Source organism: Ferrovibrio sp. GW821-FHT12E11 (assembly GCF_058806975.1).
This window is the reverse complement of the sequence record NZ_JBXAQG010000001.1, coordinates 321638-342286: the sequence shown is the minus strand read 5'-3', so window position 1 is coordinate 342286 and position 20649 is coordinate 321638. Positions and strand designations below refer to the sequence as shown.

The 20649-nt window shown below is 65.4% G+C and carries 20 protein-coding genes; 12 read left to right on the top strand and 8 right to left on the bottom strand.

The features are described 5' to 3' along the window. Position 1: 1 nt before the first annotated feature. The 3 genes from AC1ROT_RS01755 to hppD form a co-directional block, all read right to left on the bottom strand. Complete coding sequence (locus AC1ROT_RS01755) at positions 2-985, bottom strand: fumarylacetoacetate hydrolase family protein (RefSeq protein ID WP_492997022.1); 984 nt, start codon at positions 983-985, stop codon at positions 2-4. Between the two features lie 105 nt (positions 986-1090). Further along, positions 1091-2242, bottom strand: a complete 1152-nt coding sequence (locus AC1ROT_RS01750; RefSeq protein ID WP_492997021.1) for a homogentisate 1,2-dioxygenase — start codon at positions 2240-2242, stop codon at positions 1091-1093. 28 nt (positions 2243-2270) lie between these two features. Further along, entirely contained in the window at positions 2271-3338 is a 1068-nt protein-coding gene (gene hppD, locus AC1ROT_RS01745) for a 4-hydroxyphenylpyruvate dioxygenase (protein ID WP_492970457.1), read from the bottom strand. A gap of 87 nt (positions 3339-3425) precedes the next feature. Here hppD and AC1ROT_RS01740 point away from each other — a divergent pair, with 87 nt between their 5' ends. Next, positions 3426-3878 carry a MarR family winged helix-turn-helix transcriptional regulator gene (locus AC1ROT_RS01740; protein WP_492997020.1) on the top strand — a complete coding sequence of 151 codons (453 nt, stop codon included), beginning with the start codon at positions 3426-3428 and terminating at the stop codon, positions 3876-3878. On the opposite strand, the gene AC1ROT_RS01735 is transcribed toward AC1ROT_RS01740, so the two are convergent. Continuing rightward, positions 3875-4555 carry a DedA family protein gene (locus AC1ROT_RS01735; protein ID WP_492970459.1) on the bottom strand — a complete coding sequence of 227 codons (681 nt, stop codon included), beginning with the start codon at positions 4553-4555 and terminating at the stop codon, positions 3875-3877. The genes AC1ROT_RS01740 and AC1ROT_RS01735 overlap by 4 nt on opposite strands. A gap of 17 nt (positions 4556-4572) precedes the next feature. Continuing rightward, positions 4573-5556, bottom strand: a complete 984-nt coding sequence (gene thiS, locus AC1ROT_RS01730; protein WP_492997019.1) for a sulfur carrier protein ThiS — start codon at positions 5554-5556, stop codon at positions 4573-4575. Positions 5557-5742: 186 nt separating this feature from the next. Between thiS and maiA the strand changes: the two genes are divergently transcribed. The 3 genes from maiA to AC1ROT_RS01715 are packed head-to-tail and all read left to right on the top strand — an operon-like array spanning position 5743 to position 8840. Next, positions 5743-6384, top strand: a complete 642-nt coding sequence (maiA, locus tag AC1ROT_RS01725; RefSeq protein WP_492997018.1) for a maleylacetoacetate isomerase — start codon at positions 5743-5745, stop codon at positions 6382-6384. Next, complete coding sequence (locus AC1ROT_RS01720) at positions 6385-7437, top strand: TAXI family TRAP transporter solute-binding subunit (protein WP_492997017.1); 1053 nt, start codon at positions 6385-6387, stop codon at positions 7435-7437. Next, entirely contained in the window at positions 7437-8840 is a 1404-nt protein-coding gene (locus AC1ROT_RS01715; RefSeq protein ID WP_492997016.1) for a sensor histidine kinase, read from the top strand. Before AC1ROT_RS01720 ends, AC1ROT_RS01715 begins: the two co-directional genes overlap by 1 nt. A gap of 10 nt (positions 8841-8850) precedes the next feature. Here the strand turns inward: AC1ROT_RS01715 and gph are convergent, their stop codons facing one another. Beyond that, positions 8851-9519, bottom strand: a complete 669-nt coding sequence (gene gph / locus AC1ROT_RS01710; protein WP_492997015.1) for a phosphoglycolate phosphatase — start codon at positions 9517-9519, stop codon at positions 8851-8853. Between the two features lie 150 nt (positions 9520-9669). Here gph and glmU point away from each other — a divergent pair, with 150 nt between their 5' ends. The 6 genes from glmU to AC1ROT_RS01680 are packed head-to-tail and all read left to right on the top strand — an operon-like array spanning position 9670 to position 16780. Continuing rightward, positions 9670-11019 (top strand): bifunctional UDP-N-acetylglucosamine diphosphorylase/glucosamine-1-phosphate N-acetyltransferase GlmU, encoded by a 1350-nt coding sequence (gene glmU / locus AC1ROT_RS01705; RefSeq protein WP_492997014.1) that lies wholly within the window; start codon positions 9670-9672, stop codon positions 11017-11019. Positions 11020-11029: 10 nt separating this feature from the next. Then, a complete protein-coding gene (glmS, locus tag AC1ROT_RS01700; protein ID WP_492997013.1) occupies positions 11030-12856 on the top strand; it encodes a glutamine--fructose-6-phosphate transaminase (isomerizing) in 1827 nt (608 codons plus the stop codon). A gap of 5 nt (positions 12857-12861) precedes the next feature. Further along, positions 12862-13467, top strand: a complete 606-nt coding sequence (locus AC1ROT_RS01695) for a tyrosine phosphatase family protein (RefSeq protein WP_492970467.1) — start codon at positions 12862-12864, stop codon at positions 13465-13467. After that, a complete protein-coding gene (gor, locus tag AC1ROT_RS01690) occupies positions 13454-14809 on the top strand; it encodes a glutathione-disulfide reductase (RefSeq protein WP_492997012.1) in 1356 nt (451 codons plus the stop codon). Before AC1ROT_RS01695 ends, gor begins: the two co-directional genes overlap by 14 nt. Before the next feature lies 1 nt (position 14810). After that, the gene (cobU, locus tag AC1ROT_RS01685) at positions 14811-15326 is read left to right on the top strand and encodes a bifunctional adenosylcobinamide kinase/adenosylcobinamide-phosphate guanylyltransferase (RefSeq protein ID WP_492997011.1); all 516 of its coding nucleotides are present in this window, start codon (positions 14811-14813) and stop codon (positions 15324-15326) included. Further along, positions 15323-16780: a cobyric acid synthase gene (locus tag AC1ROT_RS01680; RefSeq protein ID WP_492997010.1), complete on the top strand. Its 1458-nt coding sequence runs from the start codon at positions 15323-15325 to the stop codon at positions 16778-16780. Before cobU ends, AC1ROT_RS01680 begins: the two co-directional genes overlap by 4 nt. Here AC1ROT_RS01680 and cbiB read toward each other — a convergent pair. Next, the gene (gene cbiB / locus AC1ROT_RS01675) at positions 16764-17732 is read right to left on the bottom strand and encodes an adenosylcobinamide-phosphate synthase CbiB (protein ID WP_492997009.1); all 969 of its coding nucleotides are present in this window, start codon (positions 17730-17732) and stop codon (positions 16764-16766) included. The genes AC1ROT_RS01680 and cbiB overlap by 17 nt on opposite strands. Positions 17733-17782: 50 nt before the next feature. Here cbiB and cobD point away from each other — a divergent pair, with 50 nt between their 5' ends. Continuing rightward, positions 17783-18835, top strand: coding sequence for a threonine-phosphate decarboxylase CobD (cobD, locus tag AC1ROT_RS01670; protein WP_492997008.1), 1053 nt, complete (start codon positions 17783-17785; stop codon positions 18833-18835). On the opposite strand, the gene AC1ROT_RS01665 is transcribed toward cobD, so the two are convergent. Further along, positions 18832-19722: an AraC family transcriptional regulator gene (locus tag AC1ROT_RS01665; RefSeq protein ID WP_492997007.1), complete on the bottom strand. Its 891-nt coding sequence runs from the start codon at positions 19720-19722 to the stop codon at positions 18832-18834. The genes cobD and AC1ROT_RS01665 overlap by 4 nt on opposite strands. A 147-nt stretch (positions 19723-19869) precedes the next feature. Here AC1ROT_RS01665 and AC1ROT_RS01660 point away from each other — a divergent pair, with 147 nt between their 5' ends. Continuing rightward, a complete protein-coding gene (locus AC1ROT_RS01660; protein WP_492997006.1) occupies positions 19870-20625 on the top strand; it encodes an SDR family oxidoreductase in 756 nt (251 codons plus the stop codon). Positions 20626-20649 lie beyond the last annotated feature (24 nt).

Sequence of the window (20649 nt, the reverse complement as noted above, 5' to 3'; positions counted from 1 at the left end):
GCTAGGTGTTGTACTTCACCACGGTCTGGTCAATCGCGCCGAAGATCGACTGGCCCTTGCTGTCTGTCATTTCCATACGGACATGATCGCCAAACGACATGAATGGGGTCTTCGGCTTGCCGTCGGCAATGGTCTCGATCATGCGGATCTCGGCCAGGCAGGAGAAGCCCTTGCTGGCATCGCGGTTCGATACCGTGCCGCTGCCGACGATGCAGCCGGCGCGCAGACGCCGCGTCTTCGCTGCGTGCGCGACCAGATCGGCGAGGCTGAACTGCATGTCGGTGCCGGCGTCGGGTGCGCCGAACTGCTTGCCGTTCAGATGCGTCACCAGCGGGCGCATCACCTTGTTGTCTTTCCAGTCGCTGCCCAGTTCATCGGGCGTGACGGCGACCGGCGCGAAAGCCGTGGACGGCTTGCCGTGGAAGAAGCCGAAGCCCTTGGCCAGTTCGCCGGGGATCAGGTTGCGCAGACTGACATCGTTCACCAGCATCAGCAGGCGGATATGCTTTGCGGCCTCGGTGGATAAAGCACCCATCGGCACGTCGCCGGTGATGGCGGCGACCTCGCCCTCGAAATCGATGCCGTAAGATTCATCGGCCACTTCGATATCGGCGGTGGGGGCCAGGAAGTCGTCCGAGCCGCCCTGGTACATCAACGGGTCATGCAGGAATTCCGGCGGCATCACCGCATTGCGCGCCTTGCGCACCAGTTCGACATGATTGAGATAGGCCGAGCCGTCGCACCACTGATAGGCGCGCGGGAGCGGCGCATGCAGCTTCTGCGGATCGTAAGCAATCGCGCCGGTGGCCGTGCCGTTGTTCAGGGCCTCGTACCGCTCCTGCAGCTTCGGTGCCATCACCGCCCATGAGTCGAGCGCCATCTGCAGTGTGGGGCAGAGCCCATCCACCGGCAGCATGGTTTTCAGGTCGCGGCTGACGACGGTGAGGCGGCCGTCGCGGCCATGCCGCAGCGAGGCAAGTTTCATGGGTGGGTGTCTCCCTATATGAATTTTACATCGTCATTCCCGCGAAAGCGGGAATCCAGGCGGTGGAAAGACTGGGCTCCCGCTTTCGCGGGAGCGACGAGAAAACTACTCCGCCGCCTGCCTGAATCCGTCCGGATTCCAGCTCGCCGCATAGCCGGTGAATTCGATGCTGTCGGCCGCAGCGCCGACATCCAGCGCGTCGCGGGTATCCAGCATCACGGCGACCTCGTCGGTCTCTTTCTTGGCGGCTTTCGCACCGGCGGCGAAGGCCTTCGGATGCGGGCCATGGGTGAAGCCGCAGGGATGCAGGCTGATCATGCCGGGATGGATGTTGTCGCGGCTGAAGAAGCTGCCGCGGTGATAGAAGATCACCTCGTCATAGTCGTCGTTGTTGTGGAAGAACGGCACCTTCAGCGCTTCGGGGTCGGATTCAATCGGGCGCGGCACGAAGGTGCAGACCACAAACCGGCTGGCCAGGAAGGTGGTGTGCGCGCTGGGCGGCAGGTGATAGCGGTGGCTCATCAGCGGACGGATGTCGCGCCAGTTGAGCTTCACCGCGGTGAGATCGCCCTTCCAGCCCACCACATCCAGCGGGTTGAACGGATAGGTGACGGTGGAAAGCTGGCTGCGCCGCTTGATGACGATGCGCCAGGGCTTTTTCACCTGCTGCTGGGCGAGGAACGGTGTGTCCAGTTTGGGAATCTGCAGCACGCCGGGATCGAAGATCGCATGCGGCCCGACCAGACCCTTGTCGGGCAGGCGGTAGCTGTCGTTGGTGGCTTCAATGAGCAGGAACTTGCTCAGGCTCTTCGGCTCCAGGCGCCACATGGTGCCGCGCGGCAGCATGATGTAATCGCCTTCGCTGTAGGACAGCCGGCCGAAGTCGCAGTAGAGATCGCCGTCGCCGTCATGCACGAACAGCAGCTCGTCGCCGTCGCCGTTGCGCACCAGATGGTCCATCGGTGCCGTCATCGTCATATGGCGATACTGCACATGGGCGTTGGAAAGCAGTGTTTTGGCCTTCCATACACAATCGACGGTATCAGCGAATTTCGCCGTATCGAAGGCGCGGGGTTTGAGCGGGCCTTCCCAGTCGATCCAGCCGGTCGGCGGATTCTGGTGATAGAGATGCGCCGCCGGGCCGAAGAAGCCCTCCTTGCTCATCTCGCGCTCAAAGGTGCCGTCGGGGAGGGCGACATGGGCCTGCTTCGCGGCCGTGCCCTCGCTGTGGCTCATCGGTATCCAGTTCTTACCCATGGGCGTTTCCTCCTGGACCTGTTTTTTCTTAATTGGCCTTCAGCACGCCGCGGCGGATCTGGTCGAGTTCGATGGACTCGAACAGCGCCTTGAAGTTGCCTTCGCCGAAGCCGTCATTGCCCTTGCGCTGGATGATTTCGTAGAAAATGGGCCCGATGGCGTTCTCGGTGAAAATCTGCAGCAGCAGACCCTGACCCTTGGTCGGCGCGCCATCGATCAGGATTTGCAGCTCCTTCAGGCGGGCGACATCCTCGCCATGGCCGGGCAGACGCTCGTTGATCTGGTCGAAATAGGTGTCATTCGTCGACTGGAAGGGCAGGTCGCGGCCGCGCAGCGCACTGACGGTGCTGTAGATATCATCGGTGCCCATCGCCACATGCTGGATGCCTTCGCCGTGATAGGCCGTCAGGTATTCGGCGATCTGCGACTTGTCGTCGGAGCTTTCGTTGATCGGGATGCGGATCTTGCCGCAGGGGCTGGTCATCGCTTTCGACTTCAGGCCGGTCAGCTTGCCCTCGATGTCGAAATACTTGATCTCGCGGAAATTGAAGAGGCGTTCGTAGAAGCCGGCCCATTCGCCCATGCGGCCGCGATGCACGTTATGGGTCAGGTGATCGACATAGGTGAGGCCGACGCCTTTCGGGTTGCGGTCGACGCCCGGGATCGGCACGAAGTCGACGTCGTAGATGGTGCCGCGCTCGCCGTAGCGGTCGACCAGGTAGATCAGGCTGTCGCCGATGCCCTTGATGGCGGGGATGTTCAGCTCCATCGGGCCAGCATGGGCCTCGACGCCCCAGGCACCGAGTTCGACGGCGCGCTTGTAGGCTTTCGGCGCATCCTTCACGCGGAAAGCCATGGCGCAGATGGACGGGCCGTGGATGCGGGCAAAGCTCTGGGCGAAGCTGGCGGGCTCGGCATTGAGGATGAAGTTGACATCCCCCTGGCGATAAAGGGTCACGTTCTTTGAACGGTGCTTCGCCACCGCCTGGAAGCCCATGCGCTCGAACAGCGCGGCCAGCTTCTCGGGCTCGGGGGCGGCATATTCGATGAACTCGAAACCGTCGGTATTCATCGGGTTGTCGAACAGGTCGGCCATGGGGTAACTCCTCCCAGAGGACTGAATTGCGATTAGTCACAATATTAGTTACAATTGAAACTATATTCAAGGTCCCGAGGACCCGAAATGCCCAAAAGCCCGCTCGCGCTGGAGCGCTTCCTGCCTTACCGGCTGTCGGTGGTGACCAACCGCATCAGCGGCGCCCTGTCCCGTCATTATGCGGAGCGTTTCGGCATCAGCATTCCGGAATGGCGGGTGGTGGCGAATCTCGGCCGTTATCCGGGCCTGACCGCCAACGACGTGGTCGAGCGCTCGGCGATGGACAAGGTGACGGTCAGCCGCGCGGTGGCGGCGCTGGAAAGCAAGGGCCTGCTGGAGCGGGTGCGCGACGATGGCGACAAGCGCAAGTCGCGACTCACTTTGTCTAAAAAGGGCCTCACGGTGTACAGCGAGATCGCGCCGCTGGCGCTGGGCTTCGAGCGCGACCTGCTGACGGCCCTGACGGCGGACGAGGCGGCTCAGCTCGACCGCATCATCGACAAGCTGAATGCGAAGATGGATAAGGTGGACGTCGCCTAGTCCACGCTGGTCGGCGGGGCGACCTGCTGCTTCTGCTGCGCGGCGACCTTGGCCTCGAAGTTCTTCTTGCCGCGGCGATGCACGAAGAACAGCACGATGCCGACGACGGCAAAGATGCCCAGCATGATCAGGCCGAAATCCTTGGCGATATTGCCCAGCGCCGCCTCGAACATCACGCCGAGCAGGTAGCCCGCCCAGCTGAAGGCATTGGCCCAGAGGCCGGCCGCGACAAAGTTGAGCGCGGCGAAGCGCGGCCAGGAGATCATGCTCATGCCCATGGCCAGCGACGAAAAATTGCGCACGCCATAGATGAAGCGGAAGCTGAGGATGAAGCCGACATGGTATTTGTGCAGCATGTCGAGGGCGACGTTGACGCCGCCCTGCAGCTTGGGGAAGCGCTTGAGCAGGCGGTGGCCATACTGGCGGCCGACCCAGAAATAAAGCTGGTCGCCGCAGAAGCTGCCGAGCCAGGCGGCGGCAATCAGCCAGTACATGTGCAGCATGCCCTGGCTGGCAGCGGCACCGGCGAAGATCACAAAGGTCTCGCCTTCCAGGAAGGTCCAGACGAAGGTGATGATATAGAACCACTCACGGTAATCCGTGATCAGGCGGTCGATATCAAGGAGCGATGAAAACCAGACGCGGAATTCGGCAAAGAGCTGGATGAGTTCGTTCACGACCGCCCCGACAAGGTTTAAATCAGGCCGGCAAGCGGCGACGAAGGATCAGCATACAGTTTCTTCGGCATGCGGCCGGCCTGATAGGCGAGGCGGCCGGCTTCGATGGCCAGCTTCATCGCCCGGGCCATGCGGATCGGGTCCTTGGCTTCGGCAATCGCGGTGTTCATCAGCACGCCGTCGCAGCCCAGTTCCATGGCGATGGCGGCGTCCGACGCGGTGCCGACGCCGGCATCCACCAGCACCGGTACTTTCGCATTCTCGATGATGACGCGAATGCCGACCGGGTTCTGTACGCCCAGGCCCGAGCCGATCGGCGCGGCCAGCGGCATGATGGCGCAGGCGCCCAGCTCTTCCAGCTTCTTCGCCGCGATCGGGTCGTCGGCGCAGTAAACCATGACGTCGAAGCCCTCTTTCACGAGCAGCTTCGTCGCGGCCAGTGTGGCTTCCATGTCGGGGTAGAGGGTCTTCTGGTCGCCCAGCACTTCCAGCTTCACCAGTTTCCAGCCGCCGGCCTCGCGCGCCAGGCGCAGCGTGCGGACGGCGTCGTCGGCGGTGAAACAGCCGGCGGTGTTGGGCAGGTAGGTGTAGATCTTGGGATCGACGTAATCGACCAGCATCGGCTGGTTGCGGTCGGTGACATTCACGCGGCGCACGGCCACGGTGACGATCTCGGCGCCCGAGGCCTCGATGGCCAGCTTGGTCTGCTCGAAATCCTTGTATTTGCCAGTGCCGACCAGCAGGCGCGAGCGGAAACGCTTGCCCGCCACCTCGAAATAATCGTCCTGCTCCAGCGGCGCATTGCCGCCACCGATGAAATGCACGATCTCGATCTTGTCGCCGTCGTTGAGCGCGGTCGCGTCATAGGCCGAGCGCGGTACGATCTCGCGGTTCAGCTCGATGGCGATCTTGCGCGCATCCAGCTCCAGGGCACCCAGCAGCTGTGCCACGGTTGCCGCTGCCGCCATGTCGCGCATTTCGCCGTTAATCGTCAGACGCATGTTCTAAGGCTACCCTGCCAGCCTGTGCCATCCATTGGCCCATGCCGGACAGATGGGGTCCGCAGGGCGCGCCGACAATAGAGCGGGCGCTGACGGCGCGGCAACCCTTTCGATGGTCCAATAATCCCGACAAGGCTTTGTAACATAACGAGACTGCGGTAGAATCCGGCGCATTGGAGGGGGGCTATGCTGCTATATGGGTATTTCCGGTCCTCGGCCGCCTATCGGGTCCGGATCGCGCTCAATCTGAAAGGCCTGGCCTACGACCAGACCTTTATCCATCTGGCCAAGCTGGAGCAGCTGAAGGACAGCTTTGCTGCGATCAATCCGCAGAAGCTGCTGCCGGTGCTGGTCGGCGATGACGGCACCCAGATGACCCAGTCGCTGGCGATCATGGAATATCTGGAGGAAACCCATCCCGAACCGGCGCTGCTGCCGAAGGATCCGGCTGCCCGCGCCCGGGTGCGGGCCCTGGCGCTGGCGGTGGCCTGCGAAATCCATCCGATCAACAACCCCCGCGTGCTGCGCTACCTGACCGGCACGCTCGGCGTCTCGGAAGAGCAAAAGGACGCCTGGTATCGCCACTGGGTGGAAGATGGTCTGCAGGCGGTGGAAAAGCTGCTGGCGGCCAGCCCGGCCACCGGCCGCTTCTGCCATGGCGACACGCCGACCATGGCCGATATCTGCCTGGTGCCGCAGGTGGCCAACGGCCGCCGCTTCAAATGCGATTTCTCGGGCTGCCCGACCGTGATGCGGATCGAGGCGGCCTGCCAGACGCTGGAGGCCTTTGCCAGGGCCGCGCCGGCGCAGCAGCCGGATGCCGAATAGATGAGCGCGCCCGCCCCGCTGCGCCCCCGCGTCACGACCCGGCTGGTCCTGGCGGTGCTGGGGCTGGCCGGCCTGGCGGCGCAGGTCCTGCCGGCCGCGGCCCAGCAGGCGCCGGCCGTGGTGCGGATCGGCACCGGCGGTGAAAGCGGCACGTATTTTCCGGTCGGCAGTCTGATCGCCCGTGCGGTCAGCGAGACGCCGCTCGGCCCGGGCTGTGCGGCCGGGCAGGAGCGTGACGGCCGGTGTGGCGTGACCGGCCTGGTGGCGGTGGCGCAGACCTCGAATGGCTCGGTCGCCAATGCGACGGCCCTGCAGAACGGCGAGATCGAGATGGCGCTGGTGCAGGCCGATGTCGCCACCTGGGCTTATGGCTCGAAGGAGATTTATGCCAACCGGCCCTCGCAGGACCGGCTGCGCTTCGTTGCGCATCTGTATTCGGAAGCCATGCATGTGGTGGTGCGCCGCCAGGCCAATATCGGCCGCATCAACGATCTGCGCGGCCGCGCCGTGGCGCTGGACGAACCGGGCTCGGGCTCGCTGATCCATGTGCGCAACCTGCTTGGCGCTTACGCCCTGACCGAAAGCGACCTGCGCGCCTTCTACATCAAGCCCGACCTGGCCATCCCGCAGATGGCCGGCGGCCTGCTTGACGCCTTTTTCATCGTTGCCGGTTGGCCGGTGAAGTCGGTGGAGGATGCGCTGGCGACCGCAGGCGCCCGGCTGTTGCCGCTGGATGCAGCCCAGGTGCGCGGCGTGATGCAGCGCAATCCGTTCCTCAGCTTCGGCAGCATCCCGGCCGGCACCTATGCGGGCCAGCCGGAGATTCCGACCCTGATGGTCGGCGCGCAGCTGATTGCCCGCGCCGATCTGCCCGACGAGCTGATCGCCGGGTTCCTGGAGGCGCTGTGGAGCGAGCGCGGCCAGGCGATCCTGCGCAGCGGCCATCCGCGCGGGCAGGATATCCGTTTCCCGGCCGCCACCACCGGACGCAGTATCCCGCTGCATCCGGGCGCCGAGCGGTTTTACCGGGCGCGTGGCCTGCCGACGGGTTGATGATGAAATTCGTCTTCGGTCGGCAGCAGATTGCGGCGGTTATGATCCTGGTGGTGGCCGGCGTCCTCGGCATTGCCTTCTATATCCAGAATACGCTCACCACGGTGGCGCGCGACCTGCCGCTGACGCTGCTGGACCAGGAGCGCGATGCCGAAACCATGATCCGCGAGATCGGCAACCTGGTCTGGGCGGTGGAGGCCTGGCGGCGTGATCCGAGCGATGCATCGCGCAACCGCGTGGCGGTGTATCTCTATTCCACCCGCGCCCGTGCCGATGCGCTGCGCGCCAACTACAATCTCGACAATATGGTGGGAGCGGCCGGCATGCATGCCGTGGCCAATCCGGCGCTGCAGGATATCGCGCGCTGGTTCGAGCGCGGCGTACCGGGGCAGGAACCCAATTCGCCCGCCGTGATGGCGCTGATTCATGGCCGGGCGCAGGATGCCGCCAACCGGCTGCTGGGTCTGCTGGAACAGTCGCGCAGCACGGCGCGCGACATGCTGCTGACGCAGGAGCGCCGGCTCGACCGCTTTGCCGACGGCGTCGGCATCCTGACCGGTTTTGCAGTGCTGCTGGTGATCGGGCTGGTGCTGCTGCTGTTCCGCGAGCGCCGGGTGGTGGAACTGAAGGAGCAGGCCGAACTGGCGGCGCTGTCAGCGAAACGGGCAGCGGAAGAGGCCAACCGCGCCAAGTCGGAATTCCTCGCCAATATGAGCCATGAACTGCGCACGCCGCTCAATGCCATCATCGGCTTCTCGTCGATCATCCGCAACGAGATGCTGGGAGCGGTGAATGTGCCGCGCTATCGCGAATATGCCGGCGACATCCATGCCAGCGGCGAGCTGCTGCTGGCGATCATCAACGATATCCTCGACCTGTCGAAGGTGGAGGCCGGCAAGTTCGAGCTGGCCGAAGAAGATTTCGATGCCGACGAGATCATGACGGCGGCGACGCGCCTGGTGCGCGACAAGATCGAGCGCGGTCGCGTGGAGCTGAAAGTCGTGCCGCCGCAACGGCTGATCCAGCTGCATGCCGACCGCCGCGCGTTGTTGCAGGTGCTCATCAACCTGCTGGCCAACGCGATCAAGTTCACCGAATCCGGCCAGGTGACGCTGACCGGCGAATGCGTCGAAGGCGGCGGCTTTGCCTATGTGGTGACCGATACCGGCGTCGGCATGACGGCAGCGCAGATCAAGATCGCGCGGCAGCCGTTCGGCCAGATCCAGAATTCCCTCACCCGCGGCCAGTCCGGCACCGGCCTGGGGCTGCCGCTCAGCGAACGCCTGGTGCAGATGCATGACGGCTGGCTCGATATCCAGAGCACGCCGGGCGTGGGTACGAAGGTGACGGTGCATCTGCCGCCGGCCCGCGTGCACGACGGCTTCCAGATCGGCAGCGTGTAAGTGCCGGTCGTCAGCCACCCAGGGCGGTAAGCGCGTCGGGCAGATCCGAGAAATGGTCGATCAGGCGGTCGCCGCCCAGCTCGGCCGGCGGGATGGTGGTATAGCCGAAGCTGACCACCACGCAGGGCAGGCCGGCGGCTTTGGCGGCATTCACATCGTTGGCGGAGTCGCCCACCATCGCGGCCCAGGCGAAATCCTCGCCGAGCCTGTCCAGCGTGCCGCGGATATGGCCGGGATCGGGTTTGCGCACCAGCAGGCTGTCGCCGCCGACGATGGTGCCGAAGAACCCGATCAGGCCGAGCTGGTCGAGCAGGCTGCGGGAAAAGCCTTCGGGCTTGTTGGTGCACACGCCCAGCGCATAGCCCTGTTCGGACAGCTGGGCCAGGCAGGTGGTGACACCGGGGAAGGGACGGCTGGTATCGGCCAGATGGCGCTCGTAATAGATCATGAAATCCTTGAACGCCATCTCGAAGGCCGCAGGCTCCGGCATGCCGCCGCTGGCCTTGAAGCCTTTTTCCAGCAGGGCGCGTGCACCATCGCCCACCATGCTGCGCACCGCGTCCAGCCCGATCATCGCCCGCCCGGCGCGGTCCAGCGCATAGTCGGTTGCCGCCACCAGGTCAGGCGCGGTATCCACCAGTGTGCCGTCAAGGTCGAACAGAATGGCTTTCCGGGTCATGGTTTTTCCGCGGTTCGGGAGGCGTTACAATTGGTAAGACCTTGAAACAGACCGAAATTGGAATTTATTTCCGCTTTCCGACTGGACTGTGAGACAGTCCGCGCGGCAAAAAAGCCGGCGAATCACCGACCTTTTACACGGAACCCAAGCATGGCGAAACTGGCCACCGCCGTTGTCGTTCTGGCCGCAGGCCAGGGCACCCGCATGAAGTCGACGCTGCCCAAGGTGCTGCATCCGGTGGCCGGGCAGGCGATGCTGCGGCATGTGCTGGATACGGCGGCCACGCTGCAGCCCGAGCGTGTCGTCGTGGTGATCGGCAAGGGACATGACGCGGTGGCCGCGGCGGCCGCGCCGGCCAGTGTTGCTGTGCAGGATCCGCCGCGCGGCACCGGCCATGCGGTGATGGCCGCAATGCCGGCGCTGGAGGGCTTTGCCGGCGACGTGATCGTGCTCTATGGCGATACGCCGCTGCTGACGCCGGCGCTGCTGCAGAACCTGCTGGCGGCGCGGCGCGCGGCCCATGATCCCGCTGCTGTGATCACCGGCTTTCGCCCCGCCGATCCGGCCGCCTATGGCCGGCTGATCGTCAATGCCGACGGCCTGCTGGAAAAGATCGTCGAATACAAGAATGCAGATGCGGCCGAGCGCGCGGTGACGCTGTGCAATGCCGGCCTGCTGGCACTGGACGGTAAGCGCCTGCCGGCCCTGCTGGCGAAGCTGAGCGACAAGAATGCGCAGGGCGAATTCCTGCTGACCGATGTGGTCGAGCATGCCAATGCGGCGGGCTGGACCTGCGGCGTGGTGGAGGCCGATCCGGTCGAGGTGATGGGCATCAACAATCGCGCCGAGCTGAGTATCGCCGAAGCCGCGATGCAGCAGCGCCTGCGCCAGGCCGCGATGGCCGGCGGCGTGACCATGACCGCGCCGGAGACGGTGTTCCTGCGCACCGACACCGTGCTGGGACAGGATGTGGTGATCGAGCCCTATGTCGTCTTCGGCCCGAGCGTCAACATCGCCGACAGCGTGCTGATCCGCAGCCACAGCCATATCGAGGGCGCCAGCATTGCGTCGGGTGCGACGATCGGCCCATTCGCGCGCCTGCGGCCCGGGACCAGGATCGCGGCCGGGGCCCATATCGGCAATTTCGTCGAGATCAAGAATGCCAGCATCGAGGCCGGCGCCAAGGTCAATCACCTGACCTATATCGGCGACGCCCGCATCGGTGCGAAAGCCAATATCGGCGCCGGCACCATCACCTGCAATTACGACGGCTTCACCAAGGCGCATACCGATATCGGGGCCGGCGCCTTCATCGGCTCGAACTCGGCACTGGTGGCACCGGTGAAGATCGGCGACGGCGCCATGGTGGCGGCCGGCAGTGTGATCACCCGCGATGTGCCGGCCGATGCGATGAGCGTCGCGCGCGCGCGGCAGGAAGACAAGCCCGGCCTGGCCGCGAAGTTCCGCGCCATGAAGTCGGCCCTCAAGACTAAAAAGTAGGAGCAGCAGTATGTGTGGCATTGTGGGAGTGGTGGGGACGCGCAATGTCGTGCCGCTGCTGATCGACGGGCTGAAGCGCCTAGAATATCGCGGCTACGATTCCGCCGGCATCGCCACTCTGGTGCAGAGCGGCGCCATCGAACGGCGCCGTGCCGAGGGCAAGATCGTCAATCTGGAAGAGCGTCTGACCCAGCAGCCGCTGCAGGGGTTCATCGGCATCGCCCATACGCGCTGGGCCACCCATGGCGCACCCAACGAGGCCAATGCGCATCCGCATGCCACGGCGCGCGTGGCGCTGGTGCATAACGGCATCATCGAGAATTACCGCGAACTGGGCGAGGAACTGGTGGCCAAGGGCCACAGCTTCACCAGCCAGACCGATACCGAAGTGGCCCTGCACCTGATCGACCAGTATCTGGCCGAAGGCAACGATCCGGTTGCCGCGGTGCAGGCTGCGCTGAGCCGCCTACGCGGCGCCTTTGCGCTCGGCATCCTGTTCCATGGCAAGGAAGACCTGCTGATCGGCGCCCGTCGCGGCGCGCCGCTGGCCGTGGGCTTTGGCAATGGCGAGATGTATCTGGGCTCCGATGCCCTGGCGCTGGCGCCGCTGACCGACAGGATCGCCTATCTGGAAGAAGGCGACAGCGTGGTGCTGACCCGGGCTGGCGCGCAGTTCTACGATGCCGCCAATGCGAAGGTGGAGCGCGTGGTGAAGCCGACCGCGATCAGCGGCGCCATGATCGGCAAGGGCAACTACCGCCACTACATGCAGAAGGAAATCTACGAGCAGCCGGCGGTGATGGGCGACACCATCAATACCGTGGTCAGCCCGACCGACCGCCTGGTGCATCTGCCCGATCTCGGCCTCGATCTGGCCAAGATCACCCGCATCACCATCGTTGCCTGCGGCACGTCATATTACTCCGGCCTGGTGGCGAAATACTGGCTGGAGCGCTATGCGAAAATCAATGTCGAGGTCGATGTGGCTTCGGAATTCCGCTACCGCGAAGCCCCGGTCGATCCTGCCGGGCTGGCGATCTTTATCTCGCAGTCGGGCGAGACCGCCGATACGCTGGCCGCGCTGCGTTATGTGAAGCAGAATGGCGGCCGTACGCTGGTGATCGTCAATGTGCCGGAAAGCAGCATGGCGCGCGAAGCCGACGGCGTGCTGCCGACCAAGGCCGGCCCGGAAATCGGCGTCGCCTCGACCAAGGCCTTTACCTGCCAGCTGGTGACGCTGGCCGCCTTCACCCTGGCCATGGCGCAGGCCCGCAAATCCCTGCCGGCTGCCGATCTCGCCCGCATGATGGCGGCGCTGATGGAGGTGCCGGCCCAGGCGGCCGAGGTGCTCAACCACGACGATGCCCTGCATGCCCTGGCCGAGAAGATCATGGATGCGCGCGACGTGCTGTATATTGGCCGCGGTCCCTGCTATCCGCTGGCCATGGAAGGCGCGCTGAAGCTCAAGGAAATTTCCTATATCCATGCCGAAGGCTATGCGGCGGGCGAGCTGAAGCATGGTCCGATCGCGCTGATCGACGAAGTGGTGCCGGTGATCGTGATCGCGCCGAGCGACAGCCTGTTCGAGAAAACTATCTCCAACATGCAGGAGGTGATGGCGCGCGGCGGCAAGGTAATTTTCATGTCGGACAGGAAGGGCTTCGCCCATATCGACGAGCGCACCTTCGCCACCGTCGAACTGCCCGAGGTCGATCCCTTTGTGGCGCCGATCCTCTATGCCATTCCGGTGCAGCTGCTGGCCTATCATGTCGCCGTGCTGAAAGGCACCGATGTCGATCAGCCGCGCAACCTGGCCAAATCCGTAACCGTAGAGTGAGCTGAATGAGTGTCCGCGACCGGGGCCTGCTGCCCTATGACCTGAGCATCTGTGGCGTTGCCGAGCTGGAACAGTTTGCCGGCAACGTGACGCATATCCTCGGTATCCTCGATCCCGGCACGCCGCAGCCGGACGGCTATGTGCATCACCCGCAGGCGCTGCGCGATGAATTCCGCTTCTACGATATCGTCACCGAGGCGGCCGGCCGCACCCTGCCGACCGAGCATGACGTGGCCGCCATCCTGAAGGTGGGCGAGAAGCTGGCGGCGCAGCCGGTGAAGCATCTGCTGGTGCATTGCTATGCCGGCGTCTCGCGTTCGACCGCTTCGGCCGTCGCCCTGATGGCCCAGCGCAATCCGGGCCGCGCGGCCGATATCTTTGCCGCCCTGGGCGATATCCGTCCCAAGGCCTGGCCCAATACGGTGATGATCGGTCATGCCGACCGCCTGCTCGGACTGGGCGGCACGCTTGTCGAAGCGCTCCGCCTGCACCACATTGCGGTGGCTCACCGCTATCCTGAGGTCCGCACCCTGATCTCCAGCGTCGGCCGTGGGCATGAACTGCCTGCCGAATACGCTGCCGAAGGACCGGACCCGCATGACCCAGTATGATTTCGACCTCTTTGTGATCGGCGGCGGTTCCGGCGGTGTGCGCGCCGGGCGTATCTCCGGCGGCTATGGCGCGCGTGTTGGCGTGGCCGAGGAATACCGCTATGGCGGCACCTGCGTGATCCGCGGCTGCGTGCCGAAGAAGCTGCTGGTCTACGGTTCGGAATATGCCCATGCCTTCGCGGATGCCGCCGGCTTCGGCTGGACGGTGCCGGAGCCGAGCTTCGACTGGGCGACGATGATCGCCAACAAGGACAAGGAAATCGCCCGGCTCGAAGGCATCTACCGTAAGCTGTTCGAGAATGCCGGCGCAAAAACCTTCGACGGCCGCGCCACGCTCAAAGACGCCCATACCGTGGTGATCGGCGACAAGACAGTGACGGCCGACAAGATACTGATCGCCACCGGCGGCCATCCGGTCAGGCCGGCGATCCCGGGCGCCGAGCTGATGATCAGCTCGAACGAGGCTTTCCATCTGAAAGACCAGCCGAAGCGCATCGCGGTGGTCGGCGGCGGCTATATCGCGCTGGAATTCGCCGGCATCTTCAACGGCTTTGGCTCGGCCGTCACCGTGCTCTATCGCGGCGACCAGATCCTGCGCGGCTTCGACGACGATATCCGCAACCATCTGGCCGGCGAGCTGGTCAAGAGCGGTATCGACCTGAAGCTGAAAACCGACGTGACGAAGGTTGAGAAGGCGGGCGCCGCCCTGCTGGTGCATCTGACCGATGGCAGCACGCTGGAGGTCGATGCCGTGATGGCCGCCACCGGCCGCAAGCCCAATACCGACGGCCTCGGCCTGGAGGCCATCGGCGTGAAGACCGATGCCGATGGCGCCGTGGTGGTGAACGAATATTCGCGCACCAGCGTGGAGAATATCTATGCCGTGGGTGACGTCACCAACCGCATCAACCTGACGCCGGTGGCGATCCGCGAGGGTCATTGCTTTGCCGATACAGTGTTCGGCAACAAGCCGCGTTCGCCCGATCATGCCGATGTGCCGGCCGCCGTGTTCAGCCAGCCGCCGGTGGGCACGGTCGGTTTGAGCGAGGCCGACGCCCGCAAGCAGTATGGCGACGTCGATATCTACCGCACCAGTTTCAAGCCGCTGCGCGCCACCGTCTCGGGTGGCCAGGAGCGCGTGATGATGAAGCTGGTGGTGGATGCGAAATCCGACCGCGTGATCGGTGCCCATATGGTGGGCGAGAGCGCCGGCGAGATCCTGCAGGGCATTGCCATTGCCATCAAGGCGAAGGCGACCAAGGCCGATTTCGACGCCACCATCGGCATCCACCCGACGGCGGCGGAAGAATTTGTCACCATGCGCGAGAAGGTGAAAGCCTGAGATGGCAGCCGGGCCGCGCACCGATGCGAAGATCACCCTGATCCTCGGCGGTGCGCGCTCGGGCAAGTCGCGGCTGGCCGAGCAGCTGGCCGCCGAACGCCAGGGGCCGCTGGTCTATATCGCCACAGCCGATGCCTGGGATGACGAGATGCGCCAGCGCATCGCCGAGCATGTCGCGCGGCGCGGGCCGCGCTGGCAGACCGTGGAAGCGCCGCTGGAGATCGGCCTGCCTGTGGATGCCGGCGCCGTGCTGGTCGACTGCCTGACCCTGTGGTTGTCAAACCTGATGCATGCCGGCCGCGATATAGCGGCCGAGACCGAGCGGCTGATCGGGGCACTGAAGGCGGCGCGCTGTCCGGTGCTGCTGGTCTCCAACGAGGTCGGCCTCGGCATCGTGCCGGAGAATAAACTCGCACGTGACTTCCGCGACCATCAGGGCCGGCTCAACCAGGCCATCGCTGCGGCGGCGGATCATGTGATCTTCACCGCCGCCGGCCTGCCGCTGGTCCTGAAATGACGGCACGCGCGCTCATGTTCCAGGGCACCGGCTCCGATGTGGGCAAGTCGGTGCTCTGCGCCGGCGTGATCCGGGCGCTGGTCCGGCGCGGCCATCGCGTGCTGCCGTTCAAGCCGCAGAACATGTCGAACAATGCCGCCGTCACCGCCGATGGCGGCGAGATCGGCCGGGCGCAGGCGCTGCAGGCGCGCGCCGCCAATGTGCCGACCAGCGTGCATATGAATCCCGTGCTGCTCAAACCCCAGGGCGACCGCACCAGCCAGATTATCGTGCAGGGCAGGATCTATGCGCAGAGCGATGCGCGCGGCTATTTAAGCCGCAAGGCCGAACTCTGGCCCTTCGTCGCCGAAAGCTTCGCTAGGCTGCAGGCCGAGGTCGATTTCGTCATCGTCGAGGGCGCCGGCTCGCCGGCTGAGGTGAATCTGCGCGCCAACGATATCGCCAATATGGGATTCGCCACGCGGGCCGGTGTGCCCGTGGTGCTGGTGGGCGATATCGACCGTGGCGGCGTGATCGCCTCGCTGGTCGGCACGGCGGCGCTGCTGGAGCCGGAAGAGAAGGCGCTGGTTGCCGGCTATGTGATCAACAAGTTCCGCGGCGATGCCAGCCTGTTCGACGAGGGCCTGCAGGTCATCACGCAGCGTACGGGCTGGCGCAGTTTCGGCGTGCTGCCGCATCTGGCCGAAGTCAGTCGCCTGCCGGCGGAAGACGCGCTGGGGCTGGATAACGCCGAGGCCGGCGCCGGGGATACCGTGATCGCCGTGCCGCGGCTGAAGCATATCGCCAATTTCGACGACTTCGATCCGCTGCGACAGGAGCCGGGCGTGCGCCTGGTCTTCGTGCCGCCGGGCCAGCCGCTGCCGGCCGATGCGGCGCTGGTCATCCTGCCCGGCTCGAAGGCCACCATCGCCGATCTGAAATATCTGCGCGAACAGGGCTGGGATGGCGATCTGACCGCACATCTGCGGCGCGGCGGCCGCGTGCTGGGCATCTGCGGCGGCTACCAGATGCTGGGCCGCAGCATCAGCGATCCATCCGGCATCGAGGGTGCGCCGGAAGCGATCGAGGGCCTCGGCCTGCTGCAGGTCGATACCGTGCTGACCGATGCCAAGACCTTGATCGAGACCCGCGGCTTCGAACGCTTCACCGGCGAAGCCGTGCAGGGTTACGAGATGCATGTGGGCAATACAGCGGGTCCGGACACCGCACGGCCGTTGCTGCGCCTGCAGGGCCGTCATGACGGCGCCGCCGCGCTGGATGGCCGCATCGCCGGCTGTTACCTGCATGGCCTGTTCGGCAGCGATGCCTTCCGTGCCGCCTATCTGTCGCAGCTTACCGGGCGCTCTGTGGCGACGGGCGATTACGAGGCCGGCGTGGATGCGGCGCTGGATGCGCTGGCCGAAGCTGTCGAGCGGCATCTCGACATGGATGCGCTGATCAAAGCAGCGCGCTGACCAGGGCTGCGCCGAACAGCAGCGCCACGGCGATGCGATACAGATGCAGGCCACGGCGGATATCGCCGGCCACGGCCTCGGCGCGGCCATCACCCATCCAGTGATCCTCGACCCAGGTTTCGCCATAGCGGCGCGGCCCGGCCAGTTTCAGGCCGAGTGCGCCGGCCATGGCGGCTTCCGGCCAGCCGGCATTGGGCGAGCGGTGCCGGCCCGCATCGCGTTCCACGGCCTTGAAGGCCCCGGCGGCGCTGGCGTTCGGCAGCAGCGCGGCAGCCACAATCAGCAGCAGGGCGCTGAGCCGCGAGGCGGGCAGGTTGACCAGATCGTCCAGCCGGGCCGCCGCCCAGCCGAAGGCGCGATACCGTTCGCTCTTGTGGCCGATCATGCTGTCGGCGGTGTTGAGCGCCTTGTAGAGCGCGATGCCGGGCAGGCCGCCGACCAGCAGCCAGAAGGCCGGCGCCACCACGCCATCGGAAAAATTCTCGGCCAGACTTTCCAGCGCGGCGCGACTGACGCCGTGTTCGTCCAGGCTGTCGGGGTCGCGGCCGACGATCATCGCCACCGCCTTGCGGCCGCCGGCAAGGCCGTCGAGCTCCAGGCCGCGTCGCACGGCGGCCACATGGTCGTGCAGGTTGCGCGCCGCCAGCAGGCTGGCGCAGAGCGCGGCTTCCAGCAGCCAGCCCCAGGGCAGGCTGCGCAGGGCGGCGCTGACTGCCATGGCAATTACGGCGGTCGCCAGCAGCACCAGAAGCAGGGCGGCAGCACCGGCCAGCCGCCGCCAGCCATCGCTGCGCAGCGGACTGTTCAGGTTGCGCTCCAGCAGGCCGATCAGGCCGCCGATCCAGCTGACCGGATGGCCAATGACGCGATGGAACGCGGCCGGCCAGCCGATCAGGGCTTCCAGACCGAGCGCAACGACCAGGAGCCAGAGGTTGATTGCTGCAGGCTGCACCGTACAATCGCCCTTCGTTGATGAGATCAGGCGTTTCAGATGAGGTCACCATGGGCGAGGTCCCGCCGAGCCGTCAACCTGCCGCGCCTGTCGTTTCCGGGCCTGTCCATGGCGGCGACCTCAGTGCGCTGCGCGCCACACCGGATGCCTTCGCCGGCGACTGGCTCGATCTCAGCACCGGTATCAATCCGGTGCCGTATCCCCTGCCGGCATTGTCGCCCGATGCCTGGACGCGGCTGCCGGCCCGCGCGGCGCTGGCCGATCTGCTGGAGGCGGCGCGTCAGGCCTATGGCTGCAATACCGAACGTGCCGGCATTGTCGCCGTGCCCGGCACCCAGGCGGCAATCCAGTGGCTGCCGCGACTGTTCGCACCGGCGCGGGTCAGCGTGCTGGGGCCGACTTATGGCGAACATGCCCATGCCTGGCAGCAGAACGGCCATGCGGTCACCGAGATCGACGGCATCCCCGGTACGCTGAGCGGCACCGATATTCTGGTCGTGGTGAACCCGAACAATCCCGACGGTCGCGCCATCGGCGCGCAGATGCTGCAGCGCTGGCATACCGAACTGAGCGCGCGCGGCGGCTGGCTGATCGTGGATGAAGCCTTTGCCGATGTGGTGCCGGAGCTCTCGCTGGCGCCACTGGCCGGCATCCCGAACCTGCTGATCCTGCGCTCGTTCGGCAAATTCTTCGGCCTGGCCGGACTCAGGCTCGGTTTCGTGCTGGGCGATCCCGAGGTGCTGGCCGTACTTGATGCCGCCATCGGTCCCTGGGCGGTCAGCGGGCCGGCCCTGGAAATCGGCGCTGCGGCGCTCCGCGATACGCAATGGCAAGCCGCGATGCGCGACGAATTGCGGGCGCGCAGCCGCCGCTTCGACCAGGGCATGCGCGACCGCGGCATTCATGTGCTGGGCGGCATTTCCCTCTATCGCCTGGCCAAGCTGCAGGATGCCGCCGCCTTTGCCGTGGCCCTGCAGGGCCAGGGCATCCATGTGCGCCTGTTCGACTACCAGGCGCACTGGGTGCGGTTTGGCCTGCCCGGCGATGAGAGTGAATTCTGGCGCCGGCTTGATCTGGCGCTGAAGGATTTTCCGCTGACTTAAGCCACTCGGGCCTTGTCCTTCGCGGCAGAAGTCTCGCGCACCGGGGGCAGACCGAACAGCCGGCCGTATTCGCGAGTGAACTGCGACACGCTTTCATAGCCGACCGTGAAGGCCGCATGGCTGGCGCTGATGCCTTCCGACAGCATCAGCCGTCGCGCCTCGATCAGGCGGAGCTGCTTCTGAAATTGCAGCGGCGAGAGCGAAGTCACCGCGCGGAAATGCTGGTGGAAAGACGAGGGGCTCATGCCTGCGACATCCGCCAGCCGCTCGACCGGCAGACGTTGGCTGTATTCCGCACGCATGATCGCCACAGCGCGGGCTACGCGCTGCACATGGCCATCGGGCCAGCCCAGTCGGCGGATCGCGGAGCCATGCTTGCCGGCCAGCAGCCAGTAATGCATCTCGCGCACGAGTTGGGTCTGCAGCACCGGCACGGATGCGGGTCGCTCCAGCAGCTTCAGCAGCCGCAGCGCCGCATCGGCCACTTCCGTATCGGTTGGCTCCACGCGCACGGGCGCATGATCGGCGTCGCCTGTGGCGGCCTTCATTTCCACGGCCAGCTCGGCGATCACCGGCAGATCGAGATCCAGCACCAGCGACAGATAGGGCGTGGCGATGCTGGCGCGGGTGATCTGGCTGACGGTCGGGACATCGGCGGTGATCAGCAATGAATCGCCGGCGCTGAAAGCGAAGCCCTGTTTGCCCATGGTGACATGCTTGCTGCCCTGCAGGACGAGACAGACCAGCGGACGCGAGATCGCGTAGTCGAGCGCGCTGGGCCCGGCGGCGCGCACCAGGAACAGGTTCGGGATCGGCGTCCGTGCGATGCCCTGCGCATCGGCATGGGCTTCGGCATAGCGGCGGGCGAGATCGAACAAGGCGGTCATGGGGAAAGCCTAGCCGCTTGCGGCCCAGGGCGCACGAGGTTTTGGAGGATTAGGCAAAGAACCGCGAGCTTCCGGCAACAAAGCCCAGTTTTCCGGGCCGATATTCGGGGCGTCCCAAGCACTTTCCCCCCAACCCAGGAGGCAACCATGACCAAGATCGCTCTCGTTACCGGCGCCAGCCGCGGCCTCGGCCGAAATACCGCGCTGAGCATCGCCCGCCGCGGCGGCGACGTCATCCTCACCTATCAGAGCCGCAGCGCCGATGCCGAAGCCGTCGTTGCCGAAATCAAGGCGCTGGGCCGCAAGGCTGTCGCCTTTCAGCTCGACAGCGGCAATGTCGCCGCCTTTACGCCCTTCGTCGAAAAGCTGCGCACGGCCCTGCGCACGATCTGGGGCCGCGAGAGCTTTGACCATCTGGTGAACAATGCCGGCCATGGCGACTACGCCCTGATCGCCGACACCACAGAGGCGCAGTTTGATGGCCTGCTGAATGTGCATTTCAAGGGTGTCTTCTTCCTGACCCAGGCGTTGCTGCCGCTGATCGCCGATGGTGGCCGCATCGTCAATCTCTCCTCGGGCCTGACGCGCATGTCCTATCCCGGTTATGCCGCCTATGCAGCCGTGAAAGGCGCCATCGAAGTGCTGAGCGTGTATCTGGCCAAGGAGCTGGGGGCACGCGGCATCGCGGTGAATACCGTGGCGCCGGGTGCGATCGAAACCGATTTCGGTGGCGGCGCCGTGCGCGACAACCCGGAGATCAACAAGGTCTTCGCCGGCATGACGGCGCTCGGCCGCGCCGGCCTGCCCGATGATATCGGTCCGATGATCGCCAATCTGCTGTCGGAGGACAATCGCTGGATCAACGCGCAGCGGATCGAAGTCTCTGGTGGCCAGCTCATCTGAGGCGGGCGAGCGGAGGGCCGGGTG

Bases quoted from the DNA above. Each gene is read 5' to 3' on its own strand.
- hppD (WP_492970457.1), bottom strand. From the start codon at position 3,338: ATGGCCGACCTGTTCGACAACCCGATGAATACCGACGGTTTCGAGTTC.
- cobD (WP_492997008.1), top strand. From the start codon at position 17,783: ATGGGCGAGGTCCCGCCGAGCCGTCAACCTGCCGCGCCTGTCGTTTCC.
- AC1ROT_RS01695 (WP_492970467.1), top strand. From the start codon at position 12,862: ATGAGTGTCCGCGACCGGGGCCTGCTGCCCTATGACCTGAGCATCTGT.
- AC1ROT_RS01720 (WP_492997017.1), top strand. From the start codon at position 6,385: ATGAGCGCGCCCGCCCCGCTGCGCCCCCGCGTCACGACCCGGCTGGTC.
- AC1ROT_RS01750 (WP_492997021.1), bottom strand. From the start codon at position 2,242: ATGGGTAAGAACTGGATACCGATGAGCCACAGCGAGGGCACGGCCGCG.
- AC1ROT_RS01665 (WP_492997007.1), bottom strand. From the start codon at position 19,722: ATGACCGCCTTGTTCGATCTCGCCCGCCGCTATGCCGAAGCCCATGCC.
- thiS (WP_492997019.1), bottom strand. From the start codon at position 5,556: ATGCGTCTGACGATTAACGGCGAAATGCGCGACATGGCGGCAGCGGCA.
- AC1ROT_RS01740 (WP_492997020.1), top strand. From the start codon at position 3,426: ATGCCCAAAAGCCCGCTCGCGCTGGAGCGCTTCCTGCCTTACCGGCTG.
- AC1ROT_RS01680 (WP_492997010.1), top strand. From the start codon at position 15,323: ATGACGGCACGCGCGCTCATGTTCCAGGGCACCGGCTCCGATGTGGGC.
- AC1ROT_RS01660 (WP_492997006.1), top strand. From the start codon at position 19,870: ATGACCAAGATCGCTCTCGTTACCGGCGCCAGCCGCGGCCTCGGCCGA.
- glmU (WP_492997014.1), top strand. From the start codon at position 9,670: ATGGCGAAACTGGCCACCGCCGTTGTCGTTCTGGCCGCAGGCCAGGGC.
- gor (WP_492997012.1), top strand. From the start codon at position 13,454: ATGACCCAGTATGATTTCGACCTCTTTGTGATCGGCGGCGGTTCCGGC.
- AC1ROT_RS01715 (WP_492997016.1), top strand. From the start codon at position 7,437: ATGATGAAATTCGTCTTCGGTCGGCAGCAGATTGCGGCGGTTATGATC.
- gph (WP_492997015.1), bottom strand. From the start codon at position 9,519: ATGACCCGGAAAGCCATTCTGTTCGACCTTGACGGCACACTGGTGGAT.
- AC1ROT_RS01755 (WP_492997022.1), bottom strand. From the start codon at position 985: ATGAAACTTGCCTCGCTGCGGCATGGCCGCGACGGCCGCCTCACCGTC.
- maiA (WP_492997018.1), top strand. From the start codon at position 5,743: ATGCTGCTATATGGGTATTTCCGGTCCTCGGCCGCCTATCGGGTCCGG.
- glmS (WP_492997013.1), top strand. From the start codon at position 11,030: ATGTGTGGCATTGTGGGAGTGGTGGGGACGCGCAATGTCGTGCCGCTG.
- cobU (WP_492997011.1), top strand. From the start codon at position 14,811: ATGGCAGCCGGGCCGCGCACCGATGCGAAGATCACCCTGATCCTCGGC.